The sequence below is a fragment of the Flammeovirga aprica JL-4 genome, assembly GCF_012844305.1.
GTDB classification, from domain to species: domain Bacteria; phylum Bacteroidota; class Bacteroidia; order Cytophagales; family Flammeovirgaceae; genus Flammeovirga; species Flammeovirga aprica.
In genome coordinates this window covers 19,072-37,732 of sequence record NZ_JABANE010000036.1, presented here as the reverse complement: position 1 = coordinate 37,732, position 18,661 = coordinate 19,072, and the positions used below count along the sequence as shown (strand labels likewise).

The following is an 18,661-nucleotide window of genomic DNA, read 5'->3' as shown; positions in this document are numbered from 1 at the left end:
TATTTTAGCTCAAATATCTAAATGAGATCAGCAAGTCCACTTTACAAATGATAAGAAAAGACAAATACCCTGAAGAAATTGCTTTTATTTCCAAAGCACTTGATATGGATTATCAATTATCTGATGATGCTAAAAGTTTGCTCTTCGAAAACATTAAAAGAGAAGAGCGTAAAAAGGGTGATTTTCTATTCCAAACAAAAGAGGAAATTCAAAGAGTCTATGTTTTTGTGAAGGGAGCATTTAAGGATTTCACTATTAATGAAGAGGGTGATGAGGTACTATTAACAATAGGTTTTGAGGGAGATATGTGCATGAAGTTCTCCTCATATATGCCTGAGTACCCCATTGAAGAACATTTCTTGCTTTATGAAGATGCTGTACTTTATTCTATTGAAATTGAATTTCTACGATCTCTTTATGCAACAAACCTTGAATGGGCCAATTGGGGAAGGTGTTTAGCTGAAAACCTTGCCTTAGAGTGGTCTTATTTTGCGGATCGATTAAGATATTTAAAAGCGAAAGAGCGTTACCTTCATTTATTGCGTGAAACGCCTTCCATTGCCAATCGAATTCCTTTGCAAGATATTGCGAGTTATTTGGGGATTACGCCTGTTAGTTTAAGTAGGATTAGGAAGGAGATTAGCAATCTTTAAATTCAATTATCGTCTTCTTTTAATTGAATTTATGGGCTTTGGGGGAGATAACTCATTTCTCAAAATTGGATTATTCGTATTAAAATAAATTTGAAAACTGTAAATCTTTGAGACATATCAAGTTTACAATGAAAGTTGAAAAATGGGACAGCTTCCCATAAGCTCATGACATCTAGTCGTGGTGCACGGTATTTTAACCTACTTCTTCTGTCCAAGTACTTAAATACATATTCTATTCGAAAGCAAGTTTACAATGCACTTATATACATTTTATTTATAAAACAATACACCCGAGGTCTATACAGATCTCGGGTGTATTTTGTTTAAGAAGTCTCAAACAAAGCGGTCGGTCCTTATTTGTGTTCCTCTATTTGATTAAAATTCTGAAGATTTCAGACTCTTTATTATTATCAACTCTAATAAAGTAAATACCACTTCTTAGTTGGTGTCGTACTTCTAATGGTTGATAAAGTTGGTTGGAGTTACCACTGAATACTTGCATTTGTGTTTTTCCAATCACATCAAGCACTGTAATAGTGATCTCCTCATTAACAGGTTTTGTGTATTTTATGAAGAATTGTCCTGACGAAGGATTCGGGTAAACAACAAACTTCGCTTCTTCAAAATCTCCAATTGAAAGTACTGCATCCGTAGTTACAGTTACTTCTGTTTTTTCAGAATTCTGCTCACCAAGAACAGTATGAATAGCATAAGTGTAAGCTGTTGATAGCTCCAAACCAGTATCTTCGAATGATGTTGCATCATGATCTAATGTAGCTACTACTACATATTCCTCTTCTGTAAATAGCTTTCTACTTACAATCACTTGATCATGATCGCTCATTTCAGGTAACACCCATGATAAGCTTACAGTTGTTTGACCTTTTCCTACTACTTCTAAGTCAGAGACTCCCAAAACTAAAGCTGGAATAGTTACTGAAGCTGTGGCAAATGATTCCGACTTACCGAACTCATTCATAGTATATAGACGGTAATCATAAGAAGTATTCATATCTACCTCTGTATCTGTATATGATAACGCTCCATCAAGTAATTGAATTTGTTCGAAATTGTCTTCACCTTTTACAGCTCTTTCAAGTACGAACTCATACGCTAACTCATCTTCTACCTCTTCCCAAGTTAATTCTACTGCATATTCTTCATCCACTACTGCTGTTAAAGCTGTTGGTGAACTTGGAACACGTGAATCTGTAGTTACTGTAACCTCGACAGTATCTGATGAGCTTTCATTCAATAAAGTGTAGATGGCATAAATGTATTCAGTTCCCAATGCTAATTCGCTGTCTTCAAATGACGTTGCCTCTTTTTCTAAAGTAGAAATTAATGTGTAATCTTCTTCCGTTGATAACTTTCTGCTGACCACTACATTATTGTGATCACTCACGTCTGCTAATGTCCATGATAAGCTCACAGTAGTAAAACCTTTTTCTACAACTTCTAAATTCGCAGGCACAGCCAATAATGCTGGAACGTCTACAGATGCTGATGCAAATTCTTCTGACTTTCCTGCCTCATTCATTGTATACAAACGATAATCGTAAGAAGCATTTGTGTTCAGGTCTGTATCTGTAAATTCAACTACTCCATCAAGTACCTGGATTTGAACAAAATTATCCTCGTCTTTTAATGATCTTTCAAGTACAAATTCATACTCCAATTCATCGACAACATTCGTCCAAGCTAATTCCACTTTCATGGCCTCATTTACTGAAGCTGTTAAAGTTGTTGGCGAATTTGGAACACGTAAATCTGTTGTTACCTCTACATTAACTGAATCAGAGAAATTACCATTCAATGCGGTGTAAACTGCATAAGTATATGTTTTTGCTGCTACTACAGAAATATCTGTGTAAGATGTTTCATTCATTTCAAGAGTGGCAACTACTTCATAGTTTTCATCTCCAGAAAGCTTTCTACTTACCATCACTTGATCATGATCACTTACTTCTGGTAAAGTCCATGATAAACTCACTGAAGTTTGTCCTTTCGCTGTAACGGCTAAATTTGAAGGAGTTGCTAATAATGCTGGAACGTCTACGGTTGCTGATGCAAATGCTTCAGATTTCCCTACATTATTCATAGTATATAAGCGGTAATCATAAGATGTACTTCTCATTACATCTGCATCAGTAAATGCTAATACTTTATCTAATTCCTGAAGCTGCACAAAGTTATCTTCTCCTTTTACAGATCTCTCAATCACAAACTTATAATCCAATACATCCTCAACATTTGCCCAAGTTAATTCTACTTGTAATGATGCGTTTACTACTGCTTCTAAGGTAGTTGGTGAATTAGGAACACGTGCTTCAGTTGTAATAGTTACCTCTGTAATTTCAGATTTCAATTCTGCCAATTCAGTATGGATTGCATACATATATTCTGTTGCTACGGCTAAGTCACTATCCTCATAAGAGGTTGCTGATTGCCCTAAAGTGGCAATTATAGTATAAGTATCTTCTGATGAAAGCTTTCTGCTTACAATGATTTTATCATGATCACTTGCCACGGGCAACGTCCAAGTCAAATTCACAGTTGTCGGGTCTAACACCGTTACTCTGATATCTGTTGGAGGAGTTACTACTGGATCAATATCCGCTGAAGCTGTTGCAAATGTTTCTGATTTACCTACTTTATTTCTTGTGTAAAGGCGATAGTCATACGATGTATTTGTTTGCACAGTAGTGTCAGTATATACTAAATTCTCCTGTATCACTTGCACTTCAACAAAGTTGTTTTCTCCCTTTATTGATCTTTCGATTACAAACTCATACCCCATTACATCTTCAACATCTGCCCAAGATAAATCAACTTGCATATTTTCGTTTACGGATACTTCTAAAGTTGTAGGTGCATTTGGAAGACGCTCCTCTACGTAAACCATGATCTCATAAAGTCTTACTCTATTATCAGCATAAGCCGGTACATAGTATCTTACTTTACCTGTCTTTACTTTTTCAAATTCTTTAAAGTAAGCTGCTGTAGTATTGTTAGTTTCAGAGATTATATCCATCCACTGATCATCTTTAAAATACTGGAAGCTGAACTGTGTATTTGGCTTATCGTAAATACCAGATCCACCTGTCCAAAGTCCCATTGCTTGAATATCATATTCCGCTCCTAAGTCTACAGTAATCCATTGCTCTTCACCACTATTTGATGATACCCAACGGCTTCCATTATCAATAATATCTCCATCTACAGCACGAGAACCATCTTTTGAGCCATCAACAGTAGAAGTTTCAGTCGTTTTATTTAATGCTACATTAATCCATTTAGTGACTAAAACAGACGCCTCAGCTCCTTCTGAACTAAAGTCACCAGCGTAACCATAAATAATATATTCATAGATACTCTCAGCTACTAAATCAGTATCCACATAAACCGAATCAGTATTTGATAACTCCGCAACTAAAGTATACTCAGCCTCTCCTTGAATTCTTCTTTCTAGACGAAGACCTACATTTTCCTTTTCCTCTTCAATTTTAGTCCAAGTTAAAGTCGCTGCTGTACTATTTTTCATCTCAGCCTTAAACTCTGATGGAGTCACTAAACGTGGTGTCAAATCTATCGTCAATGTTTTGAAAGGAGATACACCAGCAGTATTCGTTGAATGAATTCTATAGTCGTATACTTCTCCTAAAACTGACGTTTCATCTTTATATGATGTTACTGTCAAATCTCCATTATACAATACTTCAAAAGCCTCTTCTCCTGCATTTGAACGCTCGATTACAACGCCTTCAGCCTTAGGATCATCGATGTTCCATGAAAGTGTTACGTGTGTATTTTCATCTACTTCATATGAAAAAGTTTCTGGAGCCTGAGGTGTTCCATCTGATACGTAAACTTCTAATTCAAAAAGTTTTACATCATTGTCTGCGTAAGCAGGAACATATAACCTCACTTTACTTGCAGTAACCACATCAAAAACATTTCTGTAAGCCGCATTATCGTTATTATCTTCCGTTACAATATCTACCCAAGCACCATCTTTTTCATATTGGAATGAGAACTGCTGAATTGGGTTTTTATAACCGGCAAAACCTGTCCAGAAAGCAAATGCTTCAATATCAAATGTTCCTCCTAAATCTACTTCTAACCAGTGTTCTTCATCATTTGTTTTTGATAACCATCTGCTTGAATTATTAATATTATCACCGTCTACAGCATTAGCACCACCGTAACTTTCTTTTAATTCTGAGTCTACTGTTACTGTTTTTTCTAAAGCTACATTTATTAAACCTGTAGGCAATGCAGGTAAACCACAAAACTCTGCATGAAGTACTGCCTTTGCACTATTTAATGTTGATATTCTAAATGAACCATCAGGGCTTCCTACACCAATATCACCCCAGTGAAATCCAGTATACCAGAAAACTGAAGTATTTGTTTCTTTTCCAAAATACTCATTAGCCGCTTTTAAATATCCTGCCGAACGGATCATCTCTGAGTCTAAACCATCAGGCTTTCCACCGTTATTCACAAGGTCACAATCGTACTTTGAATTTCCGATCTCAGTAATAACATAATTGTGATCTAATGCAGCAAAGTTTTGATCCCAAACTTCTTTAAATTTAGCTTCCCATTCTTCCACTCCCCATGCTTCTCTTTCAGGGTAAGTTGAAAAGTTATTTGATACATAACGAGGGTAAGTGTGAACTACCCATACAATATTATCCAATGCTTTTAATCCGTCTACTAAAACAGAAGGGAATCTTTGGCCATATACAGTACCGCTTACTAGGATAGGTTTGTTAAACCATTTCGCACTGATTTCAGCTCTAATAGCTTCATCTTTTTCAATGGCTGACCAAGAAGTATTTGAGTGTCCTCCAATGTTTTTCCAAATCTTACGTACATAATCTCTCCAAGCAGTATCTTGTGTTGAAGTATTCCCATTTGCGGGTTCGTTTTGGATTTCCCATCCACTTACATAATCCAGATAACCTCTGTCTTCTAGTGAATCTAAAGCCTCTTGCCAGTAACGTGTATCATGGTCTGGGCCCGGATCATCAGCATATCCTACTTTTGGATTTGCCCAGAAACACACTAAAACATATTTCTGAGGACCTTCCATGTTAATGATTTCCCCAATTCCGTCTAACCAATCCGTCATATCATTAGGATCAACATCCCCGTCAATCATAGGTCTTGAGAAACCTACTCGGTAATTGGTGATTGGTTCTTGAAGCTGTTCGTCTAAAGCAGTTAGACTTTCTGTGATGGATTTTTCTTGGATGATTCTGAATCCTTGCCAATCCGTCTTGGTATTGTCATCCCCATAATTGTTATTGAGGTTCATACCTGCACGCTGCGTAATCAAAGTACCTCCCTTTCCTGCTTGTGCCCATGACAAAACAGGGAAAATAAGCACTACGCAAAATAAGAGTAGTTTATTTCCAAATTTCATACTAAAGAGTATTTATATTAAAAAATTATGTTTGTCTATAATTCAATACATTGTAAACTAAATTATCGGTAACATGTAATCGACATTGCTACAAGCTTTTTATGTTCTACTTCCAAGCTTCCTTCTTATTCATTTTTGTCTTGAAGCAAAAAATTCAAGGCTTAGAAGTCAAAAACTATATTTCATTCGTGTCCTGCTGATTATCAGAAATCTTCTGATTTCTAAAAATCACAATTATTCAAATTACTTAGTTTACAGAATAGTTCAAGGACCAAGAAAAAGAAAAAAGATATTATAAATTAAGAATGTGGTAGTTTGAAAAGATGATACAAAACGATATCCCTAATAATTAATATTCAGAATAATGACTTTTTATAAAAAAAGATAGAGTAGAGACATTGTAATGTAGCAACTTAATAAACCTACATTTCTATATATTCAAAATATCAATCTTCTTTAACCTAGTACTTATTGTGAACTCAATTTTCATCTATTATTACCTAGCAGTAACTACACTTTTCAAAATCTACTAACTATTAATAGTAAATGACAAATCAAGTTTACAAAAACATTATTTGTTTAGATTAAGGGTATGTTATTTAAAACTATAATATCTAAAATAATCATAGATGGCATGACTATCTTCAGCACCGTCTTTGTTCCAATTTGCTGATATTGCACTTAGCCATACATTGATAAAATCATGTTCATATTGAGAAGCAGGATATGATGTTTTATGTGTTTCTACACCATCTACAAAAAAGCGAAGCGTTTCTTCAGTCCATTCAAAAGCATAAGTATGCCAATCAATAGCTTGAAAACCGTCAATCTTAGTGAGGTCTGATGGAGGTTTAGGAAGCCTGCCTACCTCTTTCCCTTTTTCATCCCAAATGATGACATGCTGTGTAAAACGGTTTAAACCTTTTTGTCCTGGATCTTCTCCATGTTCACTGGAATTTTCAAAACAATCAATTTCGGTTCTTCTAATCCCAGGGTAGGTAGTCGCCACCTCATCTCCTTCAATTTCAGCCGCCATGGCCCAAAAAGAGTGATGCCAACCTTCATCCACTTCACCGTCTTGATCACTATCCACACCATTACCCAACTTGGCCCTCACCTCATAATAACCATATCGAAAACGCTCTCTAGAAACAATACCTGCTCCAGTTGCTAACTTCCCTTTTAATGGTTGAGACAATTGTTTCAAATGAAGTGTAAGATACCCATCATTGACCTCAACATTTTCTTTTTGTTGAATGCTTCTATGCTTATTGTCAGTACGATACGCCCATTTTTTAAGATCAAGTTGATCCCCATCAAAGTTGTCTTCAAACTTCAATTCATACAATGAATAATCGATGTCTGATTGTTGTTCGCAACTTGTAATTAAAAAAAATAAGACTGTCAGTAAATAGAGAAAATGATTGCTCTTCATCTTATGCTTAAAAAGTATTTATATTGCTAATATAGCAACTTGTTTTTAAAATCAAAAAAAATAATGTAGGAAATACATTTTTTATTTACACATCTATCAGTTTCACAAGTAGTTATTATCAAAGTATATTAATCACAATCCAGCTAAGAAGAAGCAATTACTTTTCTTCCCAAAATTCCCAGCTTAAATGAGGTAATGTGGCTTTAATTTCTTTTCCTTTGAAGATTCCCATTTTCACACCCATAGAATTTTCACCTCTATCATAAGGTGTATAACGATACACTTTCCATTTCGATTTTGATGAACATTGTGTATCAATAGTAAAATCATAGTCGCCTCCAGTTCGATTTGAAATCACAATTGTTCTTTTTCCGTTCGGTCTTTCAAATACCAGTATTCGAGCATCTTTATTATATTCACTTTCTTCCACTTTCAATACGGTAGAATTCCATGGCATATGTTTGATAAAACTACCTACAGCATTCCAATTGTAATCATTATAAATCCAATGTCCTGGTTTCATGGTTGCTGCTGCTTTTTCAAGTTTCATCGCATTAGACCTTATTTTCATTGGGCTGTTGACGCCTACCTCAAGGGCAAAGTTTTTATGGCCAGTTTTATCTAAAAACAAGGCATGAGGAGCACCATAAGTTTCATCTTTTTGTCCGGTATGCGATGGGATTTGATGTTTGCCTTTTTTCAAAATGCAGGTGTAAACAACGTCCGTTCCTCCCTCCCTTTTGATTACTTTATTTGTTTTGATCCATTTATCTTCAGGCACATAATCACCGTGTTGATCTACCACTAAGTACACCATGGTTTCTTGACCTAAAATAAAATTGAAGTCCCTTCCTGGTTTTTTAGCTGATTTTCTTGTGACATTGACAAATTCCATTGCCTTAAACTCCGCAGACATTTCTTGAATCTCAGGGCCTCCTTGCCAACGTTGGTAGGCCTCATTCATTTCTTTCTTCTCTGAGTTTAATGCTTTCCAGAAACCAAGAGAATAACCACTTGCCTCTGAATTTTTGAAAGGTTTTAAAGCATGAATCCAATACCAAGTCGGGTTACCCACTAGCTGAAAAGAGTTCATGATGTGTTGTACATTATTCAGACATCTTTCAGGAGTAGCTTCACCACTAAGGTATTCGTATTCATTTTGAAACCAAGGGCGTTTGGGCAACTCCTCTTCAATTTTCTTTCCGACTTTCTTTACCGATTCTGAATCCCAGCCAATGGTATGTACAGCATAAGCATCTACTAAGTCAGCTACTTCAGGTCGGTGCATCCCTACGGCAATTTTTCTTGGAAAAGCTGTTTCTGTATCACTCAAAAGTAAAATAGATGGATCGTAAGCTCTCACTTTTGAAGCCGTTGCTGTATAAGCTGTCACATAATCTTCGGCCTTGCCATACCTGCAGGAAGAGTACCTTTGATTATTCGATACCCAAGGTTCATTTTGCAATCCCCATTGTACGGTTTTTATACCAGCCTGTTGCAAAGTCTTGATATCATTGACGCACGCCTCAGCAAACTCTTGTAAAAAACGGGTCGTGTCTCCTTTATAAATAGGATCATCTTTGAAATCAGGTCCAAAACATCTCAGTGTATTATAAATGTCTTTATCACTTGTACCTAGATAGCTCGAATTGGCTTTCCAATAAGGAGTAGGTGACCAATATTCTAAAGAGACACCTTCTACACCGGCAAGGTCCATCATCTCTTTTATTTCCTCTAGTTGGGTAGACCATCGAGGCTGTAATTGCTTTTGTTCTTGATCTGTTCCTCTCCAGTATAAACCACCTGCAACACGGCAAAAACGAAAACCTTTCAACATCTCCTTGGCAAACCGCTCTCGTTCTTTTACAGTTAGTCCATAAGGGACAGAAACTATACTGTCTTCAGGTAATCCTGTATTTCCAGAACCGATGGCATCACTTTGAATTTCAAACCCAATGCCCCAAACTTCCTGTTTCTTTTCGTTGGGATAAATTTTAAATTCTCCTTTTCCTTGGGCAAACACCGAAGAATAAAAGAGCAATATCAACCAGGTGCTAATTAATACTTTCTTCATTGCTTTATATTATTTCACTTTTGGATTTTTGGGTTGTTCTAATTGATATTTTGCATCATACAAATCCAGTTGTCTTTTTTTCCAAACGGCACCTTCTAAAAAAACAGGGTGAGGTAATGTCACATCCCATTGCCCTAGTTCTTTCAACATTTCTTCTGTTTTTTTCTGATATTTCAAAGACACATTATGCTGTTCAGAAACATCTTTTGACAGATCATAAAGTGCAGGCATTCTATCAGGCAAACGTACCAATTTCCATTTTCCTTTTCGGTAAGCCGCACTGATTGTAAACTTCCACATCAATTCTTCATGCGGTAATTTTTTATTGATTCCTGTGAAGTAAGGCACCAAGTTTACCCCATCAAATTGACAATCTTCCGTAATTTCCCCACCTGCTGCCACTAACATTGTCGGAGCAAAATCTAGTGCTGAAACAGTTTGTGTATATTTTTTTCCTTTCGGTAAAACCTTTGGCCAAGAAACGATATAAGGTACATGAATTCCACCCTCAAATAAGATCCCTTTTTGTCCATTATAAGGGGCATTGACAGAGGCATTGTGATTCACAGGGCCACCATTATCGCTGATAAACATAATAATTGTATCATCATATAAACCCTCTTTTTTCAAGGTTTCTGTGATCCTTCCTATATTAATATCCAAGCGATGAACCATGGCCAAATAAGTTCGTCTTTCTTTATCTTCTATATGAGAAAATAATTTAAGATCTGCTTCAGTGGCTTGAAGTGGAGTATGGGGTGCGTTGAAAGAAGCATATAAGAAGAAAGGTTCGTTTTTATGTCTTTTAATAAAATCTACACACTCATCTCCTTTGTCATCGGTGATGTAAGAAAGTTTTTGTGGCGTTTTGTAATTACACTCAATAGGGGCTTTATATCCTTTTCCGTTTTCTTTGGCGATGAAGTAATCGTGACCTCCGCTTGTATATCCCCAAAATTCTTCAAAACCTCTTTTGGTCGGGTGATACTTTGGAAGGCTACCCAAATGCCATTTACCAATTAAAGCAGTTTTATATCCAAGATCTTTTAAACGTGTGGCAATTGTCTTTTCTGATAAAGGTAAGCCTAAATACTCAGGATCAAAGCCGGGCTGATTTCCTCCTAAATTATTATCATAACCAAACTTCACTTGATGTCTGCCTGTGATAAATCCAGCTCTTGAGGGACTGCATACTGGCGCTGAGGTATAGCCTTCTGTACAGAGCACTCCATCAAATGCTAATTGGTCGATATTGGGGGTATTAATTTGCTTACTTCCGTGAAGGCTAATGTCGGCAAAACCTAAATCGTCAGCTACAATTAAGACAATATTCGGTCGGGCCTCTTGCGCATTTACGTTGAACACTGTCCAACACAAGACGGTTAAAATGTATATTACTTTTTTCATACTTATGATTTGTTTTCTTTAAGAAATAAATCACCTAAATCCTGAAAGGACTTAGGTGACCCAAATTCTACACTACATTGTCTATAACATTAATTTCGATGGCGGTAATTTCTTATTACCTTCTTCATGCAGGTTATCACTTTTCAATATTGCTTTCATTCTAAATGAATAAGACATCTTAGCTGGCTGTAAACGGTATTGCTCAAGTGGCCAAGCTCCCCAAGAGTTGACACCTCCAACACCCGTTGATCCATGATCGATATTCAGGTATATTTCGTTTCTCAATTTCACATCATTCGTATGTCTGTTGACTACTTTTCGTCCATCAATTTGACGACCGTCTGTACGCTCTTCAGAAGTAAAGTCGTCATGATTGTTTCTTAAGGCAGTAAAGTTGAAGGACTCGTTTTCTGAGACGAATAAAATTCCTTCTCCTTCGGCATTGGTCAATGTAAAGTATTTTGTATCCGTATGGTTTCCATTCTCTTGAGGTCGAACATAAGGGTAGTATAAATCCTTCGCTTTCGAAGTATACCAATCGATATGTGTACCATAGTTACGGTCTATATAATTTTCTTCTGGACCTCTACCTAAATAACTCACTTGGTTGTACGCTACAGGGAATTGTGCCTGTACTCCAAAACGTGGCATCATTGGCAACTCTTTCTCCAATGGATTTAAAGTAGTCGATACAGCAATATCACCTGATGGGAAAACGCTATATTTCATAGACATCTTCGCTACCACTTTTTCCTCTTTCTTCAATTCATAATTCATCGTTACTTCAGTAGACTGAGGCGTAATTTTGATAAAGGATTTTGTAAAAATATCTTGAGGATTGAACTTCCAGATTTTAGAACGCTTGTCGAATTTCATACCGAAGTCATTATCCGTCCAACCTCTGTACATGTCTAGGTTAAAACCTTTCTCCAGTAATTCTACATCCTTTTGTTTCCATGAAATCATTTCTCCTTTTTCAAGATCAAAGTTGACAGAGAAACCTTCACCTTTCACGACTAGATTTGTATCAGATTTATCATGTGTCAGTTGTTTTCCATCTGTATTGACAAAAAGTTGACTGCTTGCTTTTTGATACACTAATTGCTCTGTAGCATAAACATGATCTTTCTTCAGCAGTTTAAATGGAGATTTCTTTAACACTTTGAAATTCAAATAATAATCTACTGTATTATCTAGTTTTGTATTGATGATTGGTAATTCAAAAGTCTTTGTCGCATACGGTTTTACATCCGTCAAATCAATTGTACCTTTTGATACAAGTTCACCAGCTCCTTTTAGCTCATAGTGAACTACAAAATCTGATAGATCAATAAAAGCATACTTATTCGTTACCTTCACTGATTTTTGCTTTTTATCCCAAGCAATTCCAATATTCTGGTACACCTTCTTTACTTCTGAAGATAATGCAGGATGAGGTTCACGCTCCGCAGAGACCAATCCATTGATACAAAATGCTCCATCGCTAGGCACATCATCCGGGCCAAAATCACCTCCATAAGCCATGTATGCTGTTCCATTGCTGTCCGTCGTTTGTATACCTTGATCTACCCAATCCCAAACATAACCACCTTGCAATTGAGGGTACTTCTCAAAAATTTCCCAGTAGTCTTTGATATCACCGTTCGAGTTGCCCATTGCGTGAGAATACTCACATAAAATCATTGGGCGTTCAGGGTTCTTTTTAGCATATTTCTCCACTCCTTTTGGTGAACGGTACATAGGTGCTACAATATCTGTATTTGTGTTTTCACCTGCTTGCTCAAAGGACACAGGTCTGCTATCATCCCAATCTTTAAGCATTTCATATCCTTTATAAAAGACGTCTCCGTTACCACATTCATTACCCATCGACCATACAATCACAGCGGACTGATTACGATCTCTTTTGTACATTCTTTTAATTCGATCTAAGAATGCAGGCGCCCATAATTCTTGGTAAGCAGGGTGGTATTCTTTATTAAATTTCCCTTGCAATGCCGCACCAAAACCATGCACTTCAATGTTGGCCTCATCGCAGATATAAAAGCCATTTTCCAAGGCTAACTCATACAATCTTTCTGGTTGAGGATAGTGAGAAAAACGTATCGCATTAATGTTATGCTCTTTCATTACTCTCAAGTCTTTCAACATTGTAGCCTCATCAACATAGTGACCTGTAATAGGATGATGCTCATGTAAATTGACACCTTTCACATAAACAGGCTGTCCGTTTACTCTCAATTGAGCATTTTTGATATCTACCGTTCTAAAGCCAACCTTCTGATAAATATGTTCCACCTCATTTCCACTTTTATCGATCATCGTGATATAAGCAGTATAAACATTTGGTGTTTCAGCAGTCCAAGGTTTTACATTTTCAATAACAGTATGAAGTGATCCTTTTCCACTCTCAACCGCTACTTTCGATTCATAAATGAATTGATTTGTCGATTCATCAAGAAGCTTCACTACCGTATAATACACCTCTTTTGAAGTAGAAACCTTGAAGTCCAAAGTACCATTTTTAGTAGTAAGGTCCAGCTGTGTCAGCAAATCAAAGTCCTCTAAATGTGCTTTTGGTCTAGCCAGTAGCATCACTTCTCTGTGAATACCACTCAAACGCCAGAAATCTTGATCTTCTAAATAAGAACCGTCCGAAAAGCGGTATACTTCTACTGCTAAGTCATTTTTGCCTTCTTTCAGATAAGGTGTAATATCAAATTCAGCAGGTGTTTTTGACCCTTGGCTGTACCCTACTTTTTCTCCATTTACCCACACATAAAATGCTGAAGCGACACCTCCAAAATGTAAAATCACATCATGATTTCCCCAAGTATCTGCGATTTCAAAGGTTGTTTTATAAGACCCTACTGAGTTTTCCTCCGGTAAAATATATTTGCCCTGATTATGCGTTGCTTTATCAAGTGTAAAAGGATATTTTACGTTGGTATAAATTGGATAACCATTGCCTTGCACTTCGATAGAACCCGGAACTGTTATTTCTTCCCAGTCTCTGATATCATAATCAGTTTTATAAAAATAAAAAGGTCGTTCTGAAGGCGTTTTCGCGTAGCTAAACTTCCATTGCCCATCTAAAGATTGGACCAATGATGATTTGTTTATATTTTTTGAAGCCACTTCATTCTCCGTTGCAAAAGGAATAAAATGAGCTCTCGGTTCTAATCTATTGATTTGGAAAACGGAAGGGTTCTGCCACTCTAATTCCGTTTTTTCTTCCCAACTTACTTCTTCATATTTTGAATATGGACTACAAGCAAACATACCTGCCGCCAGCATAGCCATTACTATTTTGTATTTCATTTTTATTGATATTCTTTAGATGAAAATATTGCCCCTTAAAGCATGTTTCAAACATGCTCTTAGATAATCAAGTAAGTAAGAACACCACAGCGTAGTGTTCCTACTTTGTTACTTACATTAAGTTTCTACTTTATTTTGGTTACCGAGAGTATGCAGTCCTCCCAATAGACCTGATCGTTAACTAAATAACTATTGAGCAGTCTCTTGATTATTCTTAGTTGTTATTTTATAAGTTTCGCTCCATTGTGAAGCAAATCCCCATTGCATTCTTTTTCTCATTTGAACATAATAAGTGGTATTGGGCTTGAGGTTTGGAATCTTATAAGATCCTCTTAAGTTGAAAGACATTTCTTGCTCAAACTCACCTTCTTTTGTGCCATACCTCACATCATATAAAAAGTCTGAAGGATGTGAATCATATCCAATAAAAATACAATTATTTCCACCTTGCATTGTGAAGATTAACGGAGGTAATTCTTCTTCGTTCTTTTCAAAAACAAAGGCAAATTTCTCACTTTCACCGAAACTATTTAGGGCTACTAATTCACAATCGAACTTTTTATTTTTCTTCAATTGACCTAATTGAATATAAGGATCAATAGTAGGTTCAGTTTCTTTTACCTCTCCATCTTTACCTTTATAATACAATTTATATTCTTCAGCATTCCACACTTTTTCAAATACAATTCTTCCCTTCGCCGTAGAGTTTAAAATCGTTCTTACTGCAGGTGTTGCTGGCGCGGTGAAATACTCGTTGATATTAAAAATATCATATCCTAGGGCATCAGTCACTAACACTTGCATCATCGCAACATCGGCATTTTTGTTCCATTCAAAACCTACTTTTAATTCCTTTCCTCCAGGATAGATATTCGGTAATTTCTTTGTGCTAAAAGTCAATTCTTTTCCTTCTTTATCAAAAGTTTTCACCACCAAATTGTAATCAATTAGTTCGTAGGCTGGAAGGCCTTTTTCTGGTCTTGGCTGCAATACAATCTGACTTTGCTGTTTTGTATTTACTAGTTGATTATGTTCTACAAATAGCGTATCAAAAGGTGCATATTGTTCTCTAAAATGGAAGTAAGCTCTTTTCTTTTGTCTGTACGTATTCACCAATCCCCAAGCTCTATTTTGAGACTCAGTGGTAGCCCAGCCCGTACTGCCGTGCCACATACTTCTATAATCATTGAGTGTCCAAAGCGATGCACCTACACAGTAGTCTTTTCCTCTCATCTGATCGAGCATTTTCTTGCCGTCTACAATTCCCTCATTTGGAAATTCTTCCGTTAATCGTCCTCCGTATTCACTCATAAAGATGGGTTTATTCGGAAAGTTTTTATGGCATTTTTTTAAGGCGTTACCCCATCCACCATAAATATTCAACATGACCATATCACAATATTGAGAGGCATCGTTATCTTGATTCTGAGCAGAGTGAGAAACATAAACGGCCAAACGAGAAGGATCTAATTTTTTCGCGTGATCAATCGCTGATTTCACATATTCATTTACCAATGGATTGGCAGAACGGTAACCGATCTCATTTCCTACGCTCCAACCAATGACAGACGGATGGTTATATTTCGTGGAGATCATTGTTTCCAACCATGCTTTCGGCATTGGATGATTAGGATCTACCCATTTGTCCTTACCCCAAAGCGCCACTTCTTCAAAAGTCATAATACCGTTCTCGTCTAATAAATCAAGGTATTCTTTAGGCAATGGTAAGTGGCTTACACGAGCAAAGTTGGCTCCCAAGCTTTTCATTAATGCGATATCTTCCAGAATTCTTTCTCTTCGTAAAGTATTGCCGGTAAAACGATCATCTGGCACCATATTGAAACCTAGCGGTCTGAAATTTTTACCATTGAGATGTAATTCCATTCCCACCACTTCCAGCTTTCTAATACCAAATTGGTCCGTTTGCTCTTGAATTTTTTCATTTCCGTCAAAAACAGAAACTTTAGAGCGGTAAAGGTGGGGATGGTTGTAATCCCAAAGTTTCACATACTTTTTAGCTAAGTTGAAATGTATATCCGTCACTTTTGTCCCCCCTTTTCCTACAGCAATATTTCCTTTCTTTTTGACAATTACTTTTGATGGATTTTCCTTGCTTGTCACTTCTATTTCAAAAGTCAGCGTTTTATCTTCTGACTTATTGTTTTCAAAGGCTAAATTCATAGCAATAGCGGCAGTCCCTTTCTTCAGGTTCGGTTCTGCTGTCACCTTCTGAGCCACTAGTCTTGACTTTTCAGTGACTTCTAAATGTACCGGTCTACGGATACCGCCCCAGTTCCAAATGGCTCCTCTTTTGAAAGTATTGTCCACTCTCAACACCAAGTCATTAGGACCGTCAGTACGGAGTTTATCTGTGATTTTGTATTCAAAAGGCAGGAATCCAAAAGGGTTTATTCCCAACTTTTCACCGTTTAACCAAACAGTGGCTTCATTGTAAACCGACTCAAAATAAAGACGTACTAATTTGTCTTTCATGCCTGCTTCCGTTTCAAAGGAAGTATGATACCAAGCTACACCAGAAAAATTGGCGTATTCATTTTCAGTATCCCAGTTTCCAGGTACTTCCAGTTTACCCCATTGCTGGGCTTGAGGATGAAGGAACCATTCATCGGCTAGTCCTTTGTTATAACGGTCAATTTTAAAATCCCAGATGCCGTTCAATACTATTTTTTCCTGAGCGAATCCCTGCCCGAAAAACAATAGCAACAAACCAAATATTAAGCTATTTCTCATCATTGTTAGTTTAGTTTCTTCTTTTTCTTTTTTGCAGGCCATTCCTCCACAAAATGATCCGTCATCCATTGCTGATAAGCCACTGTATATTCCTTGGCTTTTTCTGGATATTGATCGATAATATTATTCTCTTCTAAAGGATCTGATTTCATGTTGAATAACATCCAGTCTGACTTCTTTCTTTTCACCATTTTCCAGTCCCCTTGTCGAAGTGCTTTGTTGCCTTCGTGCTCCCAGAAAAGTATTCTATTCTGATCCGTTTTCTGCCCTTTCGCTAAGGATAAAATACTTTCTCCTTCCGAAGGATAAATTGTATTGCCTTGGTAAGTATTAGGGTAGTCTACACCTGCAAGTTCTAAACAAGTAGTCATCACATCAATAATATGTGCAGGTTGCGTATTTAATCCTTTTTTTACTTTTATATCCTTCGGAAAATGAGCGATAAAAGGGGTTCTAATTCCTCCTTCCATCGTTTCTCTTTTCCACAATTTGAAAGGGGTATTACTCACATTAGACCAGTGTCCATAAGAGATAAAAGAATCTTTCCCACCCGGTGTTACACCCGGAGAACGGTTGACCATTTGATGACATCCACCATTATCTGATAAGAAGAAAATAGCCGTGTTATCGTACATATTCTCTTTCTTCAGGTAATCAATCAGTTTTCCGATATTTTGATCCAATCGATCCACCTGAGCCGCATAAACACTCATTTTGTGAGCTTCTGTTGCGGCATCTTCTAATTCATCCCACTTCGGATGCTCTCCCTTCGTCATTTCTAAATCTTCTGGGAAAAGACCCAATTCTTTTTGCTTGGCAAAGCGCTGCTCACGAATGGCATGATACCCCACTTCATATTTACCTTTGTACTTCTCAATATCCTCCGGCAAAGCTTGTAAGGGAAAATGAGGTGCAATCTGTGCCATATACAAGAAAAACGGCTTTTGTTCTCCTTTTGATTGCTCTATAAATTGAATGGCCTCATCAGTAAAATTATTGGTAGAATAAAACGTATCAGGATTTTCCTCCGTCTTTACACCATTCTTATAAACTTCTCTATTCAAGAATTTTGTAGGGTAAAAATAGACGCCTCCACCTGCTGGAATACCGTAAAAATCTTCAAATCCTCTTTCATTAGGCCAATGTTCACGATCATCTCCCAAATGCCATTTTCCAGACATTATGGTATGATAACCATTCTCTTTCAAGACCTCTGCCGTAGTCACCGCATTTTTGGAGAGGTAACCTTTATAACCCGGTTTTTCCCAATCTTCCACCAAGTGTCCAACACCCGTTTGATGAGCATACAATCCCGTTAGTAATGATGCCCTTGAAGGTGCACACCTCGGAGTATTGTAGAAATTAGTAAACAGTATACCGTCTGAGGCTAGCTGATCTAAGTTGGGGGTGTTGATTTCACTACCTGTACATCCAAGATCAGAAAAACCCATATCATCTGCCAAAATCACAATAATGTTCGGCTTCTTTGGTACCTTTTTATTCTTATCACCACCCTTCGCACTACAGGCGAAGGACAGCAACAATAGAATCGGCAAGTATTTAGTCAAGCTGTATGTAGATCTCAT

The 18,661-nt window shown here is 36.9% G+C and carries 8 protein-coding genes; 1 reads left to right on the top strand and 7 read right to left on the bottom strand.

Annotated features, from left to right (window positions below; genetic code table 11):
- Positions 1–47: 47 nt before the first annotated feature.
- A complete protein-coding gene (locus HHU12_RS14345) occupies positions 48–653 on the top strand; it encodes a Crp/Fnr family transcriptional regulator (RefSeq protein WP_169657440.1) in 606 nt (201 codons plus the stop codon).
- A gap of 367 nt (positions 654–1,020) precedes the next feature.
- Here HHU12_RS14345 and HHU12_RS14340 read toward each other — a convergent pair whose 3' ends face one another.
- The 7 genes from HHU12_RS14340 to HHU12_RS14310 all read right to left on the bottom strand — a co-directional run bounded on the left by HHU12_RS14340 (position 1,021) and on the right by HHU12_RS14310 (position 18,661).
- Positions 1,021–6,087, bottom strand: a complete 5,067-nt coding sequence (locus HHU12_RS14340) for a discoidin domain-containing protein (protein WP_169657439.1) — start codon at positions 6,085–6,087, stop codon at positions 1,021–1,023.
- 595 nt (positions 6,088–6,682) lie between these two features.
- A complete protein-coding gene (locus HHU12_RS14335; RefSeq protein ID WP_169657438.1) occupies positions 6,683–7,522 on the bottom strand; it encodes a glycoside hydrolase family 16 protein in 840 nt (279 codons plus the stop codon).
- Between the two features lie 157 nt (positions 7,523–7,679).
- Positions 7,680–9,596, bottom strand: a complete 1,917-nt coding sequence (locus HHU12_RS14330; protein WP_169657437.1) for a hypothetical protein — start codon at positions 9,594–9,596, stop codon at positions 7,680–7,682.
- A gap of 9 nt (positions 9,597–9,605) precedes the next feature.
- On the bottom strand, positions 9,606–11,003 hold the full coding sequence (locus tag HHU12_RS14325; protein ID WP_169657436.1) for a sulfatase-like hydrolase/transferase: 1,398 nt from the start codon (positions 11,001–11,003) through the stop codon (positions 9,606–9,608).
- Between the two features lie 81 nt (positions 11,004–11,084).
- The gene (locus tag HHU12_RS14320) at positions 11,085–14,324 is read right to left on the bottom strand and encodes a glycoside hydrolase family 2 TIM barrel-domain containing protein (RefSeq protein WP_169657435.1); all 3,240 of its coding nucleotides are present in this window, start codon (positions 14,322–14,324) and stop codon (positions 11,085–11,087) included.
- Between the two features lie 189 nt (positions 14,325–14,513).
- Positions 14,514–17,144: a glycoside hydrolase family 2 TIM barrel-domain containing protein gene (locus tag HHU12_RS14315; protein WP_169657434.1), complete on the bottom strand. Its 2,631-nt coding sequence runs from the start codon at positions 17,142–17,144 to the stop codon at positions 14,514–14,516.
- Entirely contained in the window at positions 17,081–18,661 is a 1,581-nt protein-coding gene (locus HHU12_RS14310) for an arylsulfatase (RefSeq protein ID WP_169657433.1), read from the bottom strand. The genes HHU12_RS14315 and HHU12_RS14310 overlap by 64 nt, the downstream gene beginning before the upstream one ends.